Consider the following 20,391-nt stretch of genomic DNA (forward strand, 5'->3'; position numbering starts at 1 on the left):
CATCCATCCGGCGAGCCCGCCCGCCGAGAGCCCCGGCCGGATGCCCGGCGCGCACCGGGCACCGGCCAGTCGGCGGGGCAGCGGGCGGGTGCGGCTCGCCGCGGCGGGAACCGTCTCGCTCGCCGGGCTGTCCGCGCTGGTCGCCGGCGTAGCCCTGGGCGGCGATCCGACGGGCGCCACGACCGGCCCGAACGGCGGCGAGGCGCCTCGAGTCCAGTACACAGGCGGGGCCGCCTTCGGCTCCTCGCAGACGCAGGCCTCCCGCGACCGTCCGCAGGCCACCTTGCCCACTCCGCCCCAGGCGCTGCTGGCGCCGAGCACGAGCCAGTCCGGCCTGACCGCCCACCCGGGTAGTCCGTCCAGGCGATCAGGTTCCTCCCACGCCACCGGCGAGGCGTACCTGAGCCCCGGCACCTCGCCGATCCCGATCGTGCCACTGACGCCGCGGGACGAGCTCAGCTCACTCAACACGAGCCCCACCGACCTGCGTACCATCGCGCCCAGTCCGACGGGCACCGCCGGCGCGGCCACGACGTCGCCGTCGCCGACCGACTCGTGGCCGTGGGGCGACCCGACCCCCTCCACGAGCCCGACGCCGACTTCGGCCGGTGGCTCCCTGCCGTTCCATCCGACGCCGATCGACGTCACTCCGCTGCTCGAGACATTCTTCGGTACGCAGGCCGGTGCCACGAAGGGCCACGCCGACCCGGCCGGAACCACCGCCACGACGGCGGTCACGTCGGGGCACTGACCCAGGACGCCCTCCGACCTGGCCGGGTCTCACCAGATTCGGCCAGGTCGCCTTGTTTCCGGGTTTCCGGGTTTCCGGGTTTCCGGGCCCGGGCGGTCCCGGGACCGGGCAGTCCCGGGACCGGGCAGTCCCGCGCCGCGCTCAGCCGGTGCGGTCGACCACGAAGTCGGCGAGGGACTCCAGGGCGGTCTTCGCCGGATTGTCCGGCAACGGCGCGAGGCATTCCCGCGCCCGGCTCGACCAGGAGACGAGTTCCGCCCGGGCCCGGGCCATGCCCACGTGGCTGCGCAGCAGATCGAGAGCCTCGCCCACCCGGTCCTCCGTGTTCCCGTCGCCGGGGGCGAATCCGGTGGTGATGAGCTCCCGGAGCCGTCCCGCCGCCCGGTCATCGGCCTGCAGCGCGTAGAGCACCGGCAGGGTCGGGATCCCCTCCCGCAGATCCGTGCCGGGCGTCTTGCCCGAGTCCACCGGGTCCGAGGCAACATCGATGATGTCGTCGGACAGCTGGAAAGCCACCCCGAAAAGCTCCCCGAAGGTCGCGAGGGTGTCGACGATGATCGGGTCGGCGCCCGCCAGCATGGCACCGAGCCGACCCGAGGTCGCGATGAGCGAGGCGGTCTTGTCCGTGATAACCCGCAGATAGTGCTCGACCGGGTCCTGCCCGGGCGCCGGGCCCACGGTCTCCCGGATCTGCCCCTCGCACAGGGTCGCGATCGTCCGGGCGAGGATGCGGGTCGCCTCCGGGCCGAGGTCCGCGGTGATGTCGGAGGCGCGGGCGAACAGGTAGTCCCCGGTGAGGATGGCGACCGTGTTCGTCCACCGCGTGTTCGCGGAGGCCGCTCCCCGCCGCCGCGGCGCCTCGTCCATCACGTCGTCGTGGTACAGCGTCGACAGATGGGTGAGTTCGATCGCCACCGCCGCCGGCACCACCCCGTCGGCCTCAGGATCGGCGAACTGCGCCGCCAGCAGCACGACGATCGGACGGAAACGTTTCCCCCCCGCGTCGACGAGATGGCGGGAGGTCTCGGTCACGAAGGCGGACTCGCTGCGCACCGACTCGCGCAGCAGATCCTCCACCCGGACAAGACCCATCCGCACGGCCTTTTCCAGATCAGGATCGGTCCTGATCCCCACGACGTCCAGCCCGATAGCGCTCATACCACCGTCAGCGTACGAAGCCGGACGTCGCGGCGGTCGTCGCGAGGTCCAGGAGAGGCTGTGGCGCTACTCCCAGTACAAGAGTAGCCACAGTGCCGATGGCGACCGCGGCGAAGGTCAGCGTCGGGCGGGTCACCACCACCGGACCCTCGGCGAGCGGCTCGGAGAAGAACATCAGCACAATGACCCGCACGTAGAAGAAGGCGGCGATGGCGCTGCACACCAGTGCAACGACTACCAGCGGGGTGGCGTCCCCGGCGATCGCGGCCTGGAACACCGCGAACTTCCCGGTGAACCCGCTCGTCAACGGGATCCCCGCGAGCGCGAGCAGCAGGAACGAGAACGTCCCGGCCAGCAGAGGCGAGGTCCTGCCGAGCCCCCGCCACTGGGACAGGTCGCCGGCCTCGCCGTCGCCGGTACGGACCAGGGAGACCACGGCGAAGGCGGCGATCGTCGTGAAGCCGTAGGTCACCAGGTAGAACATCGAGCCGCGCAGGCCGTCGGTGTTGGTGCCGGCAAGGCCCACCAGCAGGAACCCGGCGTGCGCGATCGCAGAGTAGGCCAGCATGCGCTTGATGTCGCGCTGGGTCAGGGCAAGCACCGCGCCGACCACCATGGTGAGGATGGCGATCGTCCACAGGATTGGTCGCCAGTCCCAGCGCAGCCCCCCGAAGGCGACGTAGAAGACCCGCAGCAGGGCGCCGAACGCGGCGACCTTCGTCCCCGCCGCCATGAACGCGGTAACCGGCGTCGGCGAGCCCTGGTAGACGTCCGGCGTCCAGGAGTGGAACGGCGCGGCGCCGATCTTGAAGAACAGACCCACCGCCAGCAGCGCGAACGACAGATAGAGGTAGGTGTCGTTCACACCGGCGTTGCCGACCGCGTCCGCGATCGCCCCGAACTCCACGCTGCCGGCAAATCCGTAGGCAAACGCGACGCCGTAGAGGAAGAAGGCCGAGGAGAACGCCCCGAGCAGGAAGTACTTCATCGCCGCTTCCTGCGACAGCAGCCGGCGGCGCCGGGCGAGCCCGGCCAGCAGGTACAGCGGCAGCGAGAGGATCTCCAGCGCCACGAACATCACCAGCAGGTTGTTCGATGCGACGAAGAGCATCATCCCGGTGACCGAGAAGACCATCAGCGGATACGCCTCGGTCTGCACGTCTGCCGAGGTCTGCTGTGCCGTCGATCCCTTCGAGCCTGGAGTGATCGCGGCCGAGGCCACGATCGCCCCGCCGGACGAGTCAAGCTGGCGTTCGGCCACTAGCAGCACCGACAGCAGGGCGAAGACCAGGATCGTGCCCTGCATGAACAGGGTCGGCGCGTCGATCGCCAGCGCACCGGAGGCGAGGATGGCCTGCCGGCCATGCAGCACCGCCACGGCCACGAGCGCGGCGACGAAGCCCGCACCCGCCAGGATCGGCTGGAAGGTCCGCCGGGCCCGCATCGTGGCGAAGGCGTCGACGAGCACCCCGACGAGCGCGACCCCGAACACGATCAGGATCGGGCTGAGCGAGGAGTACTCGATCGACGGCGGCATGATCATCGGGTTCGATTCCTGCGCCAGGAGAAGGTCGGGTGTGGCGCTCACGAGTGGCCTCCGGACTCCGCGGTCACCGAGTGCGTCGGAGCCGGGTCAGACTTGCCGATATCGGCATAGGTCGCCGTCACCGTCGGCGTGATGATGTCGAGCAGCGGCTTGGGGTAGACCCCGAGCGCGACGATGAGCGCGACCATCGGGGCAACGACGAGCTTCTCGCGCAGGCTGAGGTCGACCAGGACCTTGTTCTCCTCGTGCACCACCGGCCCGGTCATCGTCCGCTGGTAGAGGTACAGGATGTAGATCGCGGCCAGCACGATGCCGGTGGTCGCGACGATCGCCAGCGGCTTGTTCCGGGTGAACGTCCCCATCAGCACCAGGAACTCGCTGACGAAGCTGTTCGTCCCGGGCAACGCCAACGACGACAGTCCGGCGACGAGGAACACCCCGGCGAGCACCGGCGTCACCCTGGCCAGACCACCGTAAGCGCCGACGTCACGGGTGCCGCGGCGCGCCACCAGGAAGCCCACGACCATGAAAAGCAGGCCGGTGGACAGGCCGTGGTTGACCATGTAGAGCACCGCGCCGCTGCCCGCCTGGGAAGTGAAGGCGAAGGTGCCCAGCGCGATGAAGCCGAAGTGGGCCAGCGAGGTGTAGGCGACCAGCCGTTTCATGTCCCGCTGCCCGATGGCGAGCAGGGCACCGTAGAAGATGCCGGTCACCGCCAGCCCCAGCACCAGCGGGGCGAAGTAGTCGGCCGCGTCGGGGAACAGCGGGATGCAGTACCGGATCAGTCCGAACGTGCCCACCTTGTCCAGCACCCCGACCAGCAGCACCGCGCCGCCGGTGGGCGACTGCGCGCCGGCGTCGGGCAGCCAGGTGTGGAACGGGAACAGCGGGGCCTTGATGGCGAACGCCAGGAAGAAGCCGAGGAACAGCAACTTCTGCGCCTCGGGGGTGATGTCCATCTGCCGCAGGGTGGCGAAGTCGAAGGTTCCGCTGCCGAGGTTGTCGGCGGAGACGACGTACAGCCCGATCACGGCGGCGAGCATCAGCAAACCACCGAAGAGGCTGTAGAGCAGGAACTTGACCGCCGCGTAGGAGCGCTGCGCTTGCTCCCTGACCGGGCCGTAGCTCCCGATGAGGAAGTACATCGGGATGAGCATCGCCTCGAAGAAGACGTAGAAGAGGAAGACGTCGGTGGCGGCGAACACGCCGATCATCCCAGCCTCCAGCGCCAGCAACAGCGCGAAGAACGCCGGGACCGACCGCCTGCTCCGCGTCCCGGCTCCGGGCCCGGAGCCGTCCGCCCCGACGGCGGCCGCGCCGGTCGGGTCCGTCGCGCCGGTCGTCCCGCCATCCGCGTCTGCCTCGTCCCAGGACGCCAGGACCACGACCGGCACCAGCAGCGCGGCCAGCAGGATCAGCACCAGCGAGATGCCGTCGGCTCCCACCGAGTAGGAGATGCCGAAGGTTTTGATCCAGTCGTAGGACTGGCCGAACTGGAAGCCGGCCTTGTTCGGGTCGTAGGCAGCAGTCGCAAGGACCGCGAGCACCAGGACCGCCAGCGAGAGCCCGAGGGTGAGCTGCTTGGCGAGGGTCGACAGCCGGCGGGGCAGAGCGGCGACGATCACCGCACCCGCGGCCGGGACGATCAGCATGATCGTCAACCAGGGGACTGTGTGCATGTCAGCCCGCCCTCACCAGCAGCAGCGCGCCGACCACGAGGACGGCACCTCCCAACATCGACAGAGCGTAGGACCGGACGAAGCCGGTCTGGAGGCGGCGCATCCGCCCCGACAGGCCGCCGATGGCGGCGGCGCTGCTCCGCACGAGCCCGTCGACGCCGACGAGGTCCAGCCAGACCAGGAAACGGGTCAGGTACTGGCCAGGCCGCATCGCGACGGTCTCGTTGAAGGTGTTCGCGAACAGGTCGTGACGGGCGGCGACGGTGACCAGGGTGACCTTGGAGTCTGGCGGGGCCGTCGCCTCGACCGGGCGCAGCTGGTAGCGCACATAGGCGCCGGCGAAGCCGCCGACGGTGACCACCAGTGTGAGCAGGGTGAGGACGAGCGGCGAGAAGGTGTGGACGCCCTCGACGTGCGTCCCGGCGACCGGTTCGAGCCAGTCCTGCAACGAGTGGCCGAGGACGAACAGGCCACCGGCGAGGACCGAGCCGACGGCCAACACGATCATCGGCCCGGTCATCGACACCGGGGACTCGTGCGGATGCCGGGCGTGCTCGCCCTCCGTCGTCCAGCGCGGCCTGCCGTGGAAGGTCATCAGGAACAGCCGGGACATGTAGAAGGCGGTGATGCCCGCGCCCAGCAGCGCGATCGAGCCGAGCAGGTATCCCGATGTCCCACCCTTGTCGAAGGCGGTCTCGATGATCCGGTCCTTGGTGAAGAAGCCGGAGAACCCGGGGAACCCGATGATCGCCAGGTAGCCAAAACCGAAGGTCACCCAGGTGATGGGCATGTACCGCCAGAGCCCGCCGTAGTGGCGCATGTCCTGGTCGTCGTGCATCGCGTGGATCACCGAGCCGGATCCGAGGAACAGGCCGGCCTTGAAGAAGCCGTGGGCGAGCAGGTGCATGATGCCGATCGCGTAGCCGGCCGGTCCCAGCCCCACCGCGAGGAACATGTACCCGATCTGGCTGACCGTCGAGTAGGCCAGCACCTTCTTGATGTCGTCGTAGGCGCAGCCGATGACGCAGCCAATCAGGATCGTGACCGCCCCGATGATCACTACGACGGTGCGAGCGGCCTGCGTCTCGTTGAAGATCGGCCCGGCCCGCACGATGAGGTAGACCCCGGCGGTGACCATGGTCGCCGCATGGATGAGCGCGGAGATCGGGGTCGGGCCCTCCATGGCGTCCGGCAGCCAGGCCTGCAGTGGGAACTGACCGGACTTGCCGCACGCGCCGAGCAGGAGCAGCAGCGCGATCGCGGTGATCGTGCCGTAACCGATGACGCCCGCGGCGGCCGAGCCGAACACGTCGGCGTAGCTCGTCGACCCGACGGTGGCGAACATGAACATGATCGCGAGCACCAGCCCGACGTCCCCGACCCGGTTCATGTAGAAGGCCTTGTTCGCCGCGGTGGCGGCGGCCGGCTTGTACTCCCAGAACTTGATGAGCAGGAAGGACGACAGCCCGACCAGCTCCCAGCCGGCGTAGAGCGACAGGAAGTTGTCGCCCAGGACGAGCAGCAGCATCGACGCCAGGAAGAGGTTCATGTAGGCGAAGAACTTCCGCCGGGCCGGGTCGTGCGCCATGTAGCCGATCGAGTAGATGTGGATCAGCGTCCCGACCCCAGTGATCAGCAGCACAAAGACGACCGAAAGCTGGTCGACCAGCAGACCGACGTCCACCTGGAAACCGTTGACCGGAATCCAGGAGTACAGCTGCTGGGACAGCGCCCGGTCGTCACCGGGGCGGTCGAGCAGGCCGGCGAACAGCACCAGACCGATCACGAAGCTGGCGGCGGAGGTCAGTGTGCCGAGCAGATGCCCGAACCCATCGGTCCGCCGGCCGCCGAGCAACAGCACCGCGGCTCCGGCCAACGGAAGCGCGATGAGCAGCCAGGTCAGCGAGAAGACCCCCGACGCGGCCGCATAATGGATCTTGCTGCCGCCATGTTCGGCGGCGGCGAGCAGAAGCGGGTCAGCGTTCATCGCGACTCCGCCGCGGATGCCATTGGCGATAATGCGTCACTGCAGTGTCGTCCGTTCTTCCGTGGCCGACGGCCGGTCGCAGCCGCGTTCCGGCGGCGGGAGCGGACCGGAGAGTCCACCCGACCCGGTCCGCGGTGGGAATGCTGGTCAAGATCTGGTGTTCGCGCTCGTACTCGTGCTTGGCTGGGAGCTAGTACTTCAGCAGGTTCACGTCATCCACCGACGCCGAGTGACGGGTTCGGAAGATGCTGAGGATGATGGCCAGGCCGATGACGACCTCGGCCGCGGCGACGACCATGACGAAGAAGGCCATGATCTGCCCGTCGAGGGTCCCGTGAATGCGGGAGAACGTGACCAGGGTCAGGTTCGCGGCGTTGAGCATGAGCTCCACCGACATGAACACGACGATCGCGTTGCGCCGGACGAGGACCCCGACCGTGCCGATGGTGAACAGTAGCGCGGAGAGGATCAGGTAGTTCGCGGGGTTCATCGACCGTCCCCCTTACCGGCGCCGACGGGCGCCGAACCGTTCGCGTCCCGGGAGATGCCGCCGCCCGGCTCGCCGGGCGTCTCGGGGATGCCCCCGATGCCCGAGGCGCGCCCGCCGCCCGGCAACAGCCCGAGCGTGTCGGCGGAGTCATGCCGGGCGAAGACCCCCGGCCCGGGCAGCGGGGTGACCTGACGGCCCTCGGTGAAGCGCCGCCGCATCCACTCCCGCTGGCTGATCCGGCCGCCTTCGCGTTCCCGGTGGCCGAGGATCATCGTGCCGATCGCGGCGACGACAAGCAGCGCCGAGATCGCCTCGAAGACGAAGACGTAGTCGGTGAACAGCAGGCGGCCGATCGCCTGGACGTTGCCGCCGGTGTTCGCCTCGGACAAGCCCGTGGCGCTCCCGCCGTCGATCGCCGAACCGATCGGGAAGGCCAGCAGGCCCGCGAAGCCGAGGCCGAAGACGATCGCGCCGAGGCGCTGACCGCGGATGGTCTCCACCAGCGAGTCGGACGAGTCGACCCCGACGAGCATCAGCACGAACAGGAACAACACCATGATCGCGCCCGCGTAGACGATGATCTGCACGAACCCGAGGAACGGTGCCTCCTGGATCAGGTAGAACACCGCGACGCAGAACAGGTTGGCCACCAGCAGCAGCGCCGAGTGCACGGCGCTGCGGACCATCACCATGCCGAGTGCGGCCAGCACCGCGACCGGGGCGAGGATCCAGAAGGTCGCGGCCTCACCGGTGGAGGTGCTGGTGATGTCCCCCGCGGCGGCGGCGAGGATCTCGTGGTTCATCGTGGTCGCTCCGAACCGGCGCCGTGGGCGGGAACCTCGTCCGCCCGGGAGTGCTCGCCCGCCGTCCGCCGGGCGATGACGTCTGCTGCCTCCCGCTCCGCGGCCTGCCCCGCGGCCTGCTCCTGCTCCGAGACCTGCCAGGGCAGCGGGGCGTCGGGGGCGCGGGTGTAGTAGTCGGTCTCGCTGGAGCCGAGCCGCATCGGATGCGGCGGCGCCTCCATACCCTCGCGCAGCGGAGCGAGCAGCTGTTCCTTGGTGAAGATCAGATCCTGTCGGCTGTCGTCGGCGAGCTCGTAGTCGTTGGACATCGTCAGCGCCCGGGTGGGGCAGGCCTCGATGCACAGCCCGCACAGGATGCACCGCAGGTAGTTGATCTGGTAGACGCGGCCGTACCGCTCGCCCGGGGAGTACCGCTCAGCCTCGGTGTTGTCCGCGCCCTCGACATAGATCGCATCGGCCGGGCACGCCCAGGCGCACAGCTCGCACCCGACGCACTTCTCCAGGCCGTCGGGATGCCGGTTGAGCTGGTGACGGCCGTGGAAACGCGGGGCGGTCTCCTTTTTTTCCTCCGGGTACTGCTCGGTCGTCGGCTTCTTGAACATCGTCCCGAAGGTGACGCCGAACCCCTTGTACGGGTCGAGGATCCCCATGACTCAACGCTCCTAACGCGGACCGGGGTCCGCGGGGATGACAGTGGACGACCCGTTGGCCGAGGCACCGGCGGACACCGCCGGACGGCCCCGTCCACCGGCCGGCGGTGGGGGCGGCCACGGGATGCGGTCGAGGCTCGGCGCCTCGGCCAACTTGCGCTGCTCGGCCTCCTCCAGCTCCCGCTGGTGCCTCGCGCCGCCGGGATCAATGAGCGCGACGATCAGCAGGATGCCGACGACCACGCCGAACCCGACGAGCCAGGGCGTGCGGTCGTCCACGTGCTTCTGGTAGACGCGGAAGGTCGCGACGGCCAGCACCCAGACCAGACCGACCGGGATGAGCACCTTCCAGCCGAAGCTCATGAACTGGTCGTACCGCAGCCGCGGCAGCGTCCCGCGCAGCCAGATGAAGAAGAACAGGAACGCCAGCAGCTTGAGGACGAACCAGATCAGCGGAATCCAGCCGGAGTTCAGACCGGACAGGCCGGGGATGGGCGGAGGCTGCCAGCCCCCGAGGAACAAGGTCGTCGCGATCGCCGAGACGGTGACCATGTTGATGTACTCGGCCAGGAAGAAGAACGCGAACTTGATGGAGCTGTACTCGGTGTGGAACCCGCCGACCAGTTCGCCCTCGGCCTCGGGGAGGTCGAAGGGGGTCCGGTTCGTCTCGCCGACCATCGAGATGCAGTACAGGACGAACGACGGCACCAGCACGATGTACCAGCGACCCGACTGGCTCGCCACGATGCCGGAGGTCGACAGCGTGCCGGCGTAGATGAACACCGCGACGAACGCGAGCCCCATCGCGACCTCGTAGGAGATGATCTGCGCGGCCGAACGCAGCGAGCCGAGCAGCGGGTAGGTGGACCCGCTCGACCAGCCCGACAGGATGAGCCCGTAGACACCGAGGGAGGCGGCCGCCAGCAGGTAGAGCACGCTCACCGGCAGGTCCGCCAGTTGCAGCGTGGTCCGCTCCCCGAGGATCGAGACCTCCGGACCGAAGGGGATCACCGCGAAGGCGAGGAACGCGGGCACCGCGGAGACAATCGGCGCCAGGATGAAGATCGGCTTGTCGGCGAGTACCGGGATGAGGTCTTCCTTGAGCATCAGCTTGGCGCCGTCGGCGAGGCTCTGCAGCCAGCCCCTCGGGCCGTGGCGGTTCGGGCCGACCCGCTGCTGCATCTTCGCGACGACCTTGCGCTCGAACACGATCGCGAACAGCGTCATCAGCAGCAGGAAGGCGAACACCGCGACGGCCTTGAGCAGGATCAGCCAGAACGGGTCGTCGGCGAACGCGTGCAGGTCCGGATCCGCGGCCGCGGCCCAGACGAGCGTGGGCGGGGTGGCGCTCATGCGCGGCCTCCGGGAGTGTCGTCCTCGGCGGGGGTGCCGTCCCCGGCAGGGGGATCGTCCTCGGCGGGGGTGCTCGTCCCGGCGGCGCCCACCCGGACGAGGACCCCGGCGTGCCCGGCAAGCGCCCGGCGCACGTGCGAGCCCGGCGAGTGGGTCGGCACCCAGACCACCCGGTCGGGCATCGCCGTGACCTCGACGGGCAGGGTGATCGAGCCGCGGGGGGTCGTGACGGTTACCCGCCCCCCGGCCACGGCGCCGATCTCGGCGGCGGTCGCGGCGGACAGGTGGGCCACCGCCGGGCGCGCGGTGCCCGCCAGGTAGGGCTCATCGGCCTGCAGGGCGCCGTCGTCGACGAGCTGGTGCCAGGTCGCGAGCACCGCCTCACCCGCCCCCGCGACGGGCGGCTCGGCGATCGGCTCCGACGGGGCGGGCACCCGGCTCACACCGTCGCCGGCCCGGCCCAGGGCGCGCAGCTCGCGGGCGGCCGCGCCGGCGTCGGGCAAGCCGAGGTCGAGGCCCATCTCGGCGGCGAGCAGGTGCAGCACCCGGACGTCCGGCAGGGCCGGGGTGTCCAGGGCCCGCTGGAACGGTCGCAGCCGGCCCTCCCAGTCGACGAACGAGCCGGCCTTCTCCGCCACCGGGGCGATGGGCAGCACCACGTCCGCGACCTCGGCGATCGACGACCGGCGCAGCTCGATCGAGACGCAGAACGGCATCCGGGCGAGCGCCGCGAGCGCACTCGCCGGATTCGGCAGGTCCTCCGCGTCGACCCCGGCCACGATCACCCCGTCGAGCCGCCCGGCCGCGGCGGCGGCCAGGATGCCGTCGGTGTCGCGGCCGGGCGCGCCGGGCAGCGGACCCCCCCAGACCTCCTCGACCTCGGCGCGCCCGGCGGCGTCGGTGACCGGGCGGCCGCCGGGCAGCAGCGAGGGAAGCAGCCCGGCCGAGACCGCGCCGCGGTCACCGGCCCGCCGCGGAACCCAGGCGAGCGAGGCACCGGTCGCCTCGGCCAGCCGGACAGCCGCGGACAGCGCCCCGGGGAACTCCGCGGCCCGCTCGCCCACCAGGATCACCGCCCCCGGCGCCCGCAGGGCCTGCGTGGTCGGTGCTTCCGGCCCGCCCCGGTCGGGGGCGGCGAGCGCGTCGAGGACGGCCGCCTCCTCGCCGGGCCGCGTCGGCACGAGAGTGCCGGCGAGCTTGGTCAGCCCCCGGCTCGCCAGGGGTGCGAGCGCGTGCACGGCCGCGCCGTGCTTGTCCACGGCCTTACGTAGTCGCAGGAAGACGATGGGCGACTCCTCCTCCGGCTCGAAGGCCACCAAGAGCACGGCCGGGGCGGCCTCGAGATCGGCGTAGGTGACGCCGATGCCGGTGCCGGCGACGGCATACCCGAGGAACTGCTCCTCCTCGGCGGAGTGCGGCCGGGCCCGGAAGTCCACGTCGTTGCTGGCCAGCGCCACCCGGGTGAACTTCGCGTAGGCGTAGGCGTCCTCACGGGTCAGCCGCCCGCCGGTGAGCACCCCGACCCCGCGCCGGTCCCGGCACTCGGCCAGTCCACGCGCGGCGTACTCGAGCGCCTCGCTCCAGGATGCCGGGACGAGCTGCCCGGTCTCGTCGTCGCGGATCAGCGGGGTGGTGAGCCGGTCGGCCGCGCGCGCGTAGGTGAAGGCGAACCGGCCCTTGTCGCAGTTCCACTCCTCGTTCACCGCCGGGTCGTCGCCGGCGAGGCGACGGGTCACCCTGCCCCGGCGGTGGTCGGTGCGCAGGGAGCATCCCGACGCGCAGTGCTCGCACGCCGTGGGCGTGGAGACCAGGTCGAAGGGCCGGGCCCGGAAACGGTAGGCGGCGCTGGTCAATGCCCCCACCGGGCAGATCTGCACGGTGTTGCCGGAGAAGTAGGAGGAAAACGGCTGCCCGTCGCTCACCGCGACCTGCTCGGCGGCGCCTCGCTCGAACAGCTCGATAAACGGGTCACCGGCGATCTGGGCGGAGAACCGGGTGCAGCGGGCGCACAGCACGCAGCGCTCCCGGTCCAGCAGGATCTCGGTGGAGATCGCCAGCGGCTTCGGGTACACCCGCTTGGTCTCCTTGAACCGGGAGACCGCACCGCCGTTTGCCATCGACTGGTTCTGCAGCGGGCACTCGCCGCCCTTGTCGCAGATCGGGCAGTCAAGCGGATGGTTGAGGAGCAGGAACTCGAGCGTGCCGGCCTGGGCCTTGCGGGCGACCGGCGAGGTTAGCTGGGTCTTCACGACCATGTCGGCGGCCACCGTCGTGGTGCAGGAGGCGACCGGCTTGCGCTGGCCCTCCACCTCGACGATGCACTGCCGGCAGGCTCCGACGGGGTCGAGGAGCGGATGGTCGCAGAACCGCGGGATCTCGATGCCGAGCAGCTCGGCCGCGCGGATGATGAGGGTGCCCTTGGGCACGCTCACCGACAGCCCGTCGATGGTGAGGGTGATGAGGTCGGATGCGACCGGCTGGGCCGGCTCGGAGGCGCGAGGCCTGGATGGGGCGACGGTCATGATGGTCAGTGCGCTCCCGCGTAGGCACCCGGGGCGGACGCGGGCGAGCCGTCGCCGGCCGTGGCGTCTCCCGGGGTGGGGTTCGGCTTCGTGGTCACCGCACTCACCGGGATGAACTCGTCCCGGAAGTACTTGATCCCCGAGACGATCGGGGAGGTGGCCCCGTCGGCCAGCGCGCAGAACGCCCGGCCGAAGATGTTGTCGCAGGCGTCGACGAGGGTGTCCACGTCCTCGGCGTCGCCCTGGCCCCGTTCCATCCGGGACAGGATCTGCACCATCCAGGTGGTGCCCTCGCGGCACGGAGTGCACTTGCCGCACGACTCGTGCGCGTAGAACTGGGTGAGCCGGCGGACGACCTTGAGCATGTCGACCGTGTCATCCATGATCATGAGTGCGGCCGTGCCGAGCAGCGACCCGGCCTCCTGCATGCCCTCGAAGTCGAGCGGCGCGTCGAGGTGCTCGGCGGTCAGCATCGGGGTGGACGACCCGCCCGGGGTCCACGCCTTGAGCCCGCGACCGCCCCGCACGCCGCCGGCCAGGTCGAGCAGCTCCCGCAGGGTGGTGCCCATCGGGGCCTCGTACTGGCCGGGCCGGGTCACGTGCCCGGACAGGCTGTAGATCTTCGGCCCCGGCGAGCGCTCCCGGCCCATCGACCGGAACCAGTCCACACCGTAGTTCACGATGTACGGCACCGACGCGATCGTCTCGACGTTGTTGACCACCGTCGGGGAGGCGTACAGGCCGTGCGTCGCGGGGAACGGCGGGCGCAGCCGAGGCTGGCCGCGGCGGCCCTCCAGGGAGTCGAGCAGGGCCGTCTCCTCGCCGCAGATGTAGGCGCCCGCGCCGGAGTGCACGACGAGGTCGAGGTCGAAGCCGCTGCCGAGGATGTCCCGGCCGAGGTAGCCGGCCCGGTAGGCCTCGGCCACGGCGGCCTGCAGCCGACGGGCCGCGTGGATCAGTTCGCCGCGCAGGTAGACGAACGCCCGGCCGGCCCGCACCGCGTAGGCCGCGATGACGATCCCCTCGATGAGCGAGTGCGGGTCCGCCATCATCAGCGGCGCGTCCTTGCAGGTGCCCGGCTCCCCCTCGTCGGCGTTGATGACGAGGTAGTGCGGCCTGCCGTCGCCCTGCGGGATGAAGCCCCACTTCATCCCGGTGGGGAAGCCGGCGCCGCCCCGCCCCCGCAGCCCGGAGTCCTTCACCAGCTTGATGAGGTCACCCGGGGCCATCGCGAGGGCGGTGCGCAGCGCGGTGTAGCCGTCGAGGCGGGTGTAGGTCTCGATCGTCCACGACTCCGGCGTGTTCCAGCGCCGGGTGAGGACCGGGGTGACGGGCATTGTCAGCTCCCCTTCCGTTCCGAGGAGGCCGGGGTCGTCGGCGCCGGAACCACCGCGGGCGGCGGCCCGGCAGGCGGTGAGGCGGGGCGCGCCGCCGCGTCGGCCCCCACACCGTGGGTGACCAGCGGCGCGGGCGCCTGCTCGGCGCTCCAGCCGGCCGCCTCGGCCACGAGGAGACCCACGACCGACGGCTCGCCGACCCCCGGGCCCGCGACGCCCTCCGGCCGCGGATCGCCGAACCCGGCAAGCTGGCGGGAGACCTCGGCGAACGAGCACAACGGACCGCCACGGGCCGGCGCCGGCCGCCGCCCCGCCCGCAGGTCCTCGACGATCGCCTGGGCAGAGTCGGGGTCGACCTGGTCGTAGAACTCGTAGTTCACCGTCATGACCGGTGCGTAGTCGCAGGCCGCGAGGCACTCGGCGTGCTCGAGGGTGATCGACCCGTCCGGCGTCGTCTCGTCATGGCCGATCCCGAGGAGCTTCGAGACCCGCTCGTAGACGTCCTCGCCACCGAGCAGCGCGCACGACAGATTCGTGCAGACCGAGACGAGGTAGTCCCCGACCGGATGCCGCTTGTACATCGTGTAGAAGGTCGCGACCGCGCCGGCCTCGGCCCGGGTGATGCCCAGCACGTCCGCGCAGAACGCGATGCCCTGCGCAGTCACGCACCCCTGCTCGGCCTGTACCAGGTGCAGCAGCGGGAGCAGGGCCGAACGGGATCGGCCGGCTGGATACCTGGCGATGATCTCCTGAGCGGCCGCCTGGGTCTCCGGCGAGAACGCCATCAACGATCAACTCCCCCGAGTACCGGGTCGACCGAGGCGACCCCGACGATCACGTCCGCCACCTGGCCGCCCTCGGTCAGCGCCGGGACGGCCTGCAGGTTGACGAAGCTTGGATCCCGCACGTGGACGCGGAAAGGTCTCGTGCCGCCGTCGCTGACCACGTGGTAGCCGAGCTCGCCGCGCGGCGACTCGATCTGGGTGTAGACCTGACCGGCCGGGACGCGGAACCCCTCGGTCACCAGCTTGAAGTGATGGATCAGGGCCTCCATCGAAGTCCCCATGATATTCCGGATGTACGCGAGTGAGTTACCCGTCCCGTCGGACCCGACAGACAGCTGGGACGGCCAGGCGATCTTCTTGTCGGCGACCATGACCGGGCCGGGACGCAGCCGGTCCAGACACTGCTCAACGATCTTGAGCGACTCGCCCATCTCCTCCAGCCGCACCAGGTAGCGGGCGAAGGAGTCGCCCTCCAGCGCGGTCGGCACGTCGAACTCGTAGGTTTCGTAGCCGCAGTAGGGCATGGTCTTGCGCAGGTCCCACGGCAGGCCCGCGGCGCGCAGCACCGGGCCCGTGGTCCCCAGCGCGATGCAGCCGGCCGCGTCGAGAACGTTGACGTCGACCATCCGAGCCTTCCAGACCGGCTGGCCGGTGAGCAGCGCGTGATACTCCCTGATCCGCTTCGGCATGTCGGCGAGGAACGCCCGGATGGCCCGCTCGGCGCCGTCGGGGAGATCCTGGGCGAGGCCCCCGGGCCGGATGTAGGCGTGGTTCATCCGTAGCCCGGTGATGAGCTCGAGCAGGTCGAGGACCTTCTCCCGCTCCCGGAAACCGAAGATCATGGCGGTGGTGGCGCCGAGCTCCATGCCGCCGGTCGCGAGCCACACCAGGTGCGAGGCGATCCGCTGGAGCTCCATCACCATCACCCGGATCACCGTGGCCCGCTCGGGTACCTGCTCGGTGATGCCCAGCAGCTTCTCCACCGACAGGCAGTAGGCCGCCTCGTTGAACAGCGGCGAGAGGTAGTCCGCCCGGGTGAGGAAGGTAACCGCCTGAGTCCAGGTGCGGTACTCACAGCTCTTCTCGATGCCGGTGTGCAGGTAGCCGATGACGATGCGGGTCTCGGTGACCGTCTCGCCCTCGATCTCCAGGACCAGGCGGAGCACCCCGTGGGTCGACGGGTGCTGCGGCCCCATGTTGACGACGATCCGCTCGTTCTCCTCCTCGCCGACGCCGAGGATCTGCTCCCAGTCGCTGCCGGTGACGGTGTAGACCCGCCCACTCGCCGACTCGGTGAAGCCGGCCTCGTAGGCCGGATGCTCCCCGGGTCCGCCGACGGTCCCGGTCGGGTAGCCGACGCCGTTCGCGCCGTTGGGGGCCCCGGTGCCGTTAGGGGCCCCGGTGGTCAGATCGTCCGTGGTGGCGGAAGTCGACGTGTTGGGCGTCATAGCGAACCTCGGATGTCGCCTCGTGGGATGTCGCCTTGGCGGTGTCGCCGGCTGGCCAGGGCCGGACGCGGGGTCACGAGTAGCTCCGGCGCTCGTCCGGCGGCGGGATCGTGGCACCCTTGTAGTCGACGGGGATGCCCCCCAGCGGGTAGTCCTTGCGCTGCGGGTGCCCGATCCAGTCGTCCGGCATCATGATTCGGGTCAGGCCCGGATGACCCGTGTAGACGATGCCGAACATGTCGTAGGTCTCGCGCTCGTGCCAGTCCGCGGTGGGCCACACCGAGGTCAGGCTCGGCACGGTGGGATCGGCGTCGGTGACGGACACCTCGACCCGGACCCGGCGACGGTGCGTCATCGAGGTCAGGTGGACCACCGAGTGCAGGCGACGGCCGGTGACGTCGTCCGGGTAGTCCACGCCAGACAGCGAGGACAGCAGCTCGAACCGCAGGTCGGGGTCGTCACGCAGGGTCTGCCCGACGGCGGCGAGGCTCTCCCGGCGCACGTGGACGGTCAGCTCCCCGCGATCCACCACCACCCGTTCGACGGCGTCGCCGAGCTGGGGGAAGGCACGTTCGAGCGCGTCGTAGACGGCGTCGGCGTCGGCGTCACCGAACGGGCGGGCGGTGGAGCTCAGGGCCGGAACGGGCGTCACAAGCCCGCCGAACCCGGAGGTGTCACCGCTGTCACCGGCGCCGAACGCGTCCCGGCGCCGCCCACCCGGGCCGCCGGGCACGCCGGCGGCGCCCGGTACCAGGTCGGCGGGGGCTGTGCTCTCGTCACTCACTGCCTAGATCCCCCGATCCGGGTCGTCGACGTCGCCGATGCTCTCGGTGGTCGGGCCGAGCCCGTGCGCCCGGGCCTCGTCACTCGGCTTGGGGTCGACCGGTAGCCGCTTGGCGCGCCCGAACACCGAGGGCGGCGCGAGGGCAGCGGGCCGGCGGGTGTCCAGGGCGGGTTCGACCGCCCCGCTACCCGTCGGCGCCGGCGCCCCGGCCGGGATCGAGAAGCGCTGCGGTCGTTCACCGAGAGGGTCCGGGTGCCGAATGCGCCCGCCGGCAGACCGGCCCGGGCGGTGGCCACCTCGATGGGTTTCGGATACGGCGAGGAACCGATCTTCGTGTGCTCGATCCGGCCGGAGATCGGGCCGGCGAGGATCTTCTCGTGCAGCTTGATGATGGCGTCCATGAGCATCTCCGGCCGCGGTGGGCAGCCGGGGAGGTACATGTCGACCGGGACGATATGGTCCACGCCCTGCACGATCGCGTAGTTGTTGAACATGCCGCCGCTGCTGGCGCAGACACCCATCGACAGCACCCACTTGGGCTCGGGCATCTGGTCGTAGATCTGCCGCAGCACCGGCGCCATCTTCTGACTCACCCGGCCGGCGACGATCATGAGATCGGCCTGGCGCGGGCTGGCCCGGAAGACCTCCATGCCGAATCGGGACAGGTCGTAGCGGCCGGCTCCCGTCGACATCATCTCGATCGCGCAGCAGGCCAACCCGAAGGTCGCCGGCCACAGCGACGAGCGCCGTGACCAGTTGGCGAGCTTCTCGACGCTGGCAAGAAGCACACCGCCCGGCAGCTTCTCCTCTAGTCCCATTCCAGACCTCCACGCCGCCACTCGTAGGCGTACGCGACGAAAATGGTCGCCATGAACAACGCCATCGCGCCGAGACCGAATACCGCCAGGCTGTCGAACGCTACCGCCCAGGGGAAGAGGAAGATAATCTCGATGTCGAAGACGATGAAGAGCATCGCGGTGTTGTAGTACTTCACCGGGAAACGCTGCGGCCCGGCCGGGGCCGGGGAGGGTTCGATCCCGCACTCGTATGCGTCGATCTTCGCACGGTTGAACCGGCGCGGGCCGATCAGCGCACCGGCCGCGACCGAACCAACTGCGAACAGGGCCGCGATCACGAGCAGAACGAGGATCGGCACATAGTTCGAGAGCATGCCGAACTCCTCTCCTTCGAGAGTTTGTTACCGGACGTTGGGGTGAAACGGCTCGCCGGTGAACGGACCGCGAACGGTCCGGACTCGGCCCGCGGAACCAGTGGCCATTTCGGACACGTCAGGCCGCGGGAGCGAGCCGGGTCATCGCGTTGATCAGTCGGTCCATCGCATCCCCTCCCCGGGGGTCGGTAAGATTTGCCATGATCTTGAGAACGAAACGCATGAGGACCGGTCTCGGCAGCCCGTAGCGGGTACCGAACGCCATAATCGTCGGATTGCCGATGAGCTGGACGAAGAACCGGCCCAGGGTGTAATAGCCCCCGTACCGGGCCCGCATGAGTTCCGGGTACTGGCCGAGCGCCCGCTCCCGCGCCGGACCATCCGGGCGGGCGAGGGCCTGCACAGCAATCTCGGCGGCGTACCGACCGGATTCGAGCGCGTAGGCGATGCCCTCCCCGTTGAAGGGATTCACCATCCCGCCTGCGTCACCGACCAGCAGCACGCCGTCGCGGTAATGGGGGGTCCGGTTGAAGCCCATCGGCAGGGCGCTGCCACGCACCGGGCCGGTGGCGTTCTCCTCGGTGTATCCCCACTCCGGCGGCAATGCGGCGAGCCAGCGGCGCAGCAGGTCCCGGTAGTCGGTGTTCTGGAAGGCGTCCGTGGTGTTCAGCAGGCCGAGGCCCACGTTGCTCGTGCCGTTACCGACCCCGAAGATCCAGCCGTAGCCGGGCAGCAGCCGGCTCTCGCGCGGCCTGCCCTCCCACAGCTCCAGATGGGACTCGAGGAAGTCGTCGTGCGTGCGGGGGCTGCGGTAGTAGCGGCGGACCGCGACCCCGAGCGGCCGGTCCTCCCGGCGGCGGATACCGAGGGCGAGCGCGATGCGGGCGCTGTTACCGTCCGCCGCGACGACCAATGGCGCCCGGAACGTCACAGGTGCCCGGTCGGTGCCGGTCCTGGCGTGCACGCCGACGACCCGTCCGGTGCGCTCGTCGAGCAGCGGACCGGTCACGGCGGTCCCCTCGTGCAGCCGGGCACCGACCTTCACCGCGTGGCGGGCCAGCAGGTCGTCGAAGTCAAGCCGCGGACGGACCAGGCCATAGTCGGGCCAGCTCGCCAGCTCCGGCCAGGGCAGCTCCAGGCGGACGCCGCCGCCTATGATGCGAAGCCCCCGGTTACGGGCCCATCCGGCCACGGGCGAGGTGTCGACACCCATGTCCACGAGACTGCGGACGGCCCGCGGGGTCAGCCCGTCGCCACAGACCTTCTCGCGGGGGAAGGTCGTCTTCTCCAACAGGAGCACGTCGAGCCCGGCGCTGGCGAGGTGGTAGGCGGCCGAGGAGCCACCGGGACCCGCGCCGACCACGATGACGCCGGCGTCGGCCTTCGACCGGCCGGCCGCACCATCAGCCCTTGTCCTCGCCATGGTCACGAATTGCTCCGGATCTGCTAGACCACTCGTCCCGGGGGCACCCCACCGGGGGCCCTCTACCTGTGTGCTCGTGAAATTCTTCACGAGCGTTCTCGGCGAGTGTAGGCCTTGCGCAGGCCAACCGCACCAACCAGGATGCGGCGAAGAACGGACGAGTTGACTTCGTGCACCCTATCGCTACTGTGAGCGATAGTTCGCGGCACCGGACGCCCGCCGCCGGAGCTCGGCGGTCGATCGCCACCATGAGCGGCAGGTACAATTCCCGCCCGATCGGCCTGGATCAGGCCAGCTCACCCGCCTGGTGTCGGTCCGGAGCAGTCGCCCGCAGCGCGAAGCGCAACGGAGAAACCACGAAGCCGGCCTCCACCGCCCGCCGGTGGCCCATATTCGCCCCCCGGGGTGGGATCAGCGCCCGTGCGGGGTAGTCCCTCCACAGGTCACCCGAAACGCGGTGGCTCGTCCGCGGTCGCCGCCGGTGTCCCGACGGCGCGGATGCAC

General features: G+C 70.3%; 16 protein-coding genes and 2 pseudogenes. 1 reads left to right on the plus strand and 17 read right to left on the minus strand.

The genetic code is table 11. From position 1 onward, the window contains the following. Positions 1–751: pseudogene (locus tag AC08OP_RS05300) on the plus strand (hypothetical protein); the annotation flags it as partial. A 141-nt stretch (positions 752–892) separates the two neighbouring features. On the opposite strand, the gene AC08OP_RS05305 reads toward AC08OP_RS05300, so the two are convergent. From AC08OP_RS05305 to AC08OP_RS05385, 17 genes and pseudogenes are all read right to left on the minus strand, one after another. Further along, positions 893–1,909: a polyprenyl synthetase family protein gene (locus AC08OP_RS05305; protein ID WP_476613165.1), complete on the minus strand. Its 1,017-nt coding sequence runs from the start codon at positions 1,907–1,909 to the stop codon at positions 893–895. Between the two features lie 7 nt (positions 1,910–1,916). Continuing rightward, entirely contained in the window at positions 1,917–3,452 is a 1,536-nt protein-coding gene (gene nuoN / locus AC08OP_RS05310; RefSeq protein ID WP_476613175.1) for an NADH-quinone oxidoreductase subunit NuoN, read from the minus strand. Positions 3,453–3,493: 41 nt separating this feature from the next. Beyond that, positions 3,494–5,134 (minus strand): NADH-quinone oxidoreductase subunit M, encoded by a 1,641-nt coding sequence (locus AC08OP_RS05315; RefSeq protein WP_476613166.1) that lies wholly within the window; start codon positions 5,132–5,134, stop codon positions 3,494–3,496. Between the two features lies 1 nt (position 5,135). After that, on the minus strand, positions 5,136–7,121 hold the full coding sequence (gene nuoL, locus AC08OP_RS05320) for an NADH-quinone oxidoreductase subunit L (protein WP_462185662.1): 1,986 nt from the start codon (positions 7,119–7,121) through the stop codon (positions 5,136–5,138). A gap of 190 nt (positions 7,122–7,311) precedes the next feature. After that, positions 7,312–7,611, minus strand: coding sequence for an NADH-quinone oxidoreductase subunit NuoK (nuoK, locus tag AC08OP_RS05325; RefSeq protein WP_462185661.1), 300 nt, complete (start codon positions 7,609–7,611; stop codon positions 7,312–7,314). Continuing rightward, a complete protein-coding gene (locus AC08OP_RS05330) occupies positions 7,608–8,414 on the minus strand; it encodes an NADH-quinone oxidoreductase subunit J (RefSeq protein WP_476613167.1) in 807 nt (268 codons plus the stop codon). The genes nuoK and AC08OP_RS05330 overlap by 4 nt, the downstream gene beginning before the upstream one ends. Continuing rightward, a complete protein-coding gene (nuoI, locus tag AC08OP_RS05335; RefSeq protein WP_476613168.1) occupies positions 8,411–9,064 on the minus strand; it encodes an NADH-quinone oxidoreductase subunit NuoI in 654 nt (217 codons plus the stop codon). The genes AC08OP_RS05330 and nuoI overlap by 4 nt, the downstream gene beginning before the upstream one ends. A gap of 12 nt (positions 9,065–9,076) precedes the next feature. Beyond that, complete coding sequence (nuoH, locus tag AC08OP_RS05340; RefSeq protein WP_476613169.1) at positions 9,077–10,417, minus strand: NADH-quinone oxidoreductase subunit NuoH; 1,341 nt, start codon at positions 10,415–10,417, stop codon at positions 9,077–9,079. Further along, on the minus strand, positions 10,414–12,939 hold the full coding sequence (locus AC08OP_RS05345) for an NADH-quinone oxidoreductase subunit G (RefSeq protein ID WP_476613170.1): 2,526 nt from the start codon (positions 12,937–12,939) through the stop codon (positions 10,414–10,416). The genes nuoH and AC08OP_RS05345 overlap by 4 nt, the downstream gene beginning before the upstream one ends. 5 nt (positions 12,940–12,944) lie before the next feature. Further along, entirely contained in the window at positions 12,945–14,276 is a 1,332-nt protein-coding gene (gene nuoF / locus AC08OP_RS05350; RefSeq protein ID WP_476601368.1) for an NADH-quinone oxidoreductase subunit NuoF, read from the minus strand. Positions 14,277–14,278: 2 nt separating this feature from the next. Then, on the minus strand, positions 14,279–15,061 hold the full coding sequence (gene nuoE, locus AC08OP_RS05355) for an NADH-quinone oxidoreductase subunit NuoE (RefSeq protein ID WP_476613171.1): 783 nt from the start codon (positions 15,059–15,061) through the stop codon (positions 14,279–14,281). Then, positions 15,061–16,509: an NADH-quinone oxidoreductase subunit D gene (locus tag AC08OP_RS05360; protein ID WP_476613172.1), complete on the minus strand. Its 1,449-nt coding sequence runs from the start codon at positions 16,507–16,509 to the stop codon at positions 15,061–15,063. The genes nuoE and AC08OP_RS05360 overlap by 1 nt, the downstream gene beginning before the upstream one ends. A 73-nt stretch (positions 16,510–16,582) precedes the next feature. Continuing rightward, complete coding sequence (locus AC08OP_RS05365) at positions 16,583–17,293, minus strand: NADH-quinone oxidoreductase subunit C (RefSeq protein ID WP_462185653.1); 711 nt, start codon at positions 17,291–17,293, stop codon at positions 16,583–16,585. A 3-nt stretch (positions 17,294–17,296) separates the two neighbouring features. Further along, positions 17,297–18,111: pseudogene (locus AC08OP_RS05370) on the minus strand (NuoB/complex I 20 kDa subunit family protein). Further along, complete coding sequence (locus AC08OP_RS05375) at positions 18,102–18,464, minus strand: NADH-quinone oxidoreductase subunit A (protein WP_011434998.1); 363 nt, start codon at positions 18,462–18,464, stop codon at positions 18,102–18,104. Before AC08OP_RS05375 ends, AC08OP_RS05370 begins: the two are co-directional and overlap by 10 nt. Before the next feature lie 118 nt (positions 18,465–18,582). Beyond that, the gene (locus AC08OP_RS05380) at positions 18,583–19,887 is read right to left on the minus strand and encodes a geranylgeranyl reductase family protein (RefSeq protein WP_476613173.1); all 1,305 of its coding nucleotides are present in this window, start codon (positions 19,885–19,887) and stop codon (positions 18,583–18,585) included. A gap of 286 nt (positions 19,888–20,173) precedes the next feature. Next, a partial coding sequence (locus AC08OP_RS05385) for a hypothetical protein (protein ID WP_476613174.1) occupies positions 20,174–20,391 on the minus strand: 218 nt, incomplete at its 5' end.

The sequence above is a fragment of the Frankia sp. CeRuru1 genome (assembly GCF_977966315.1).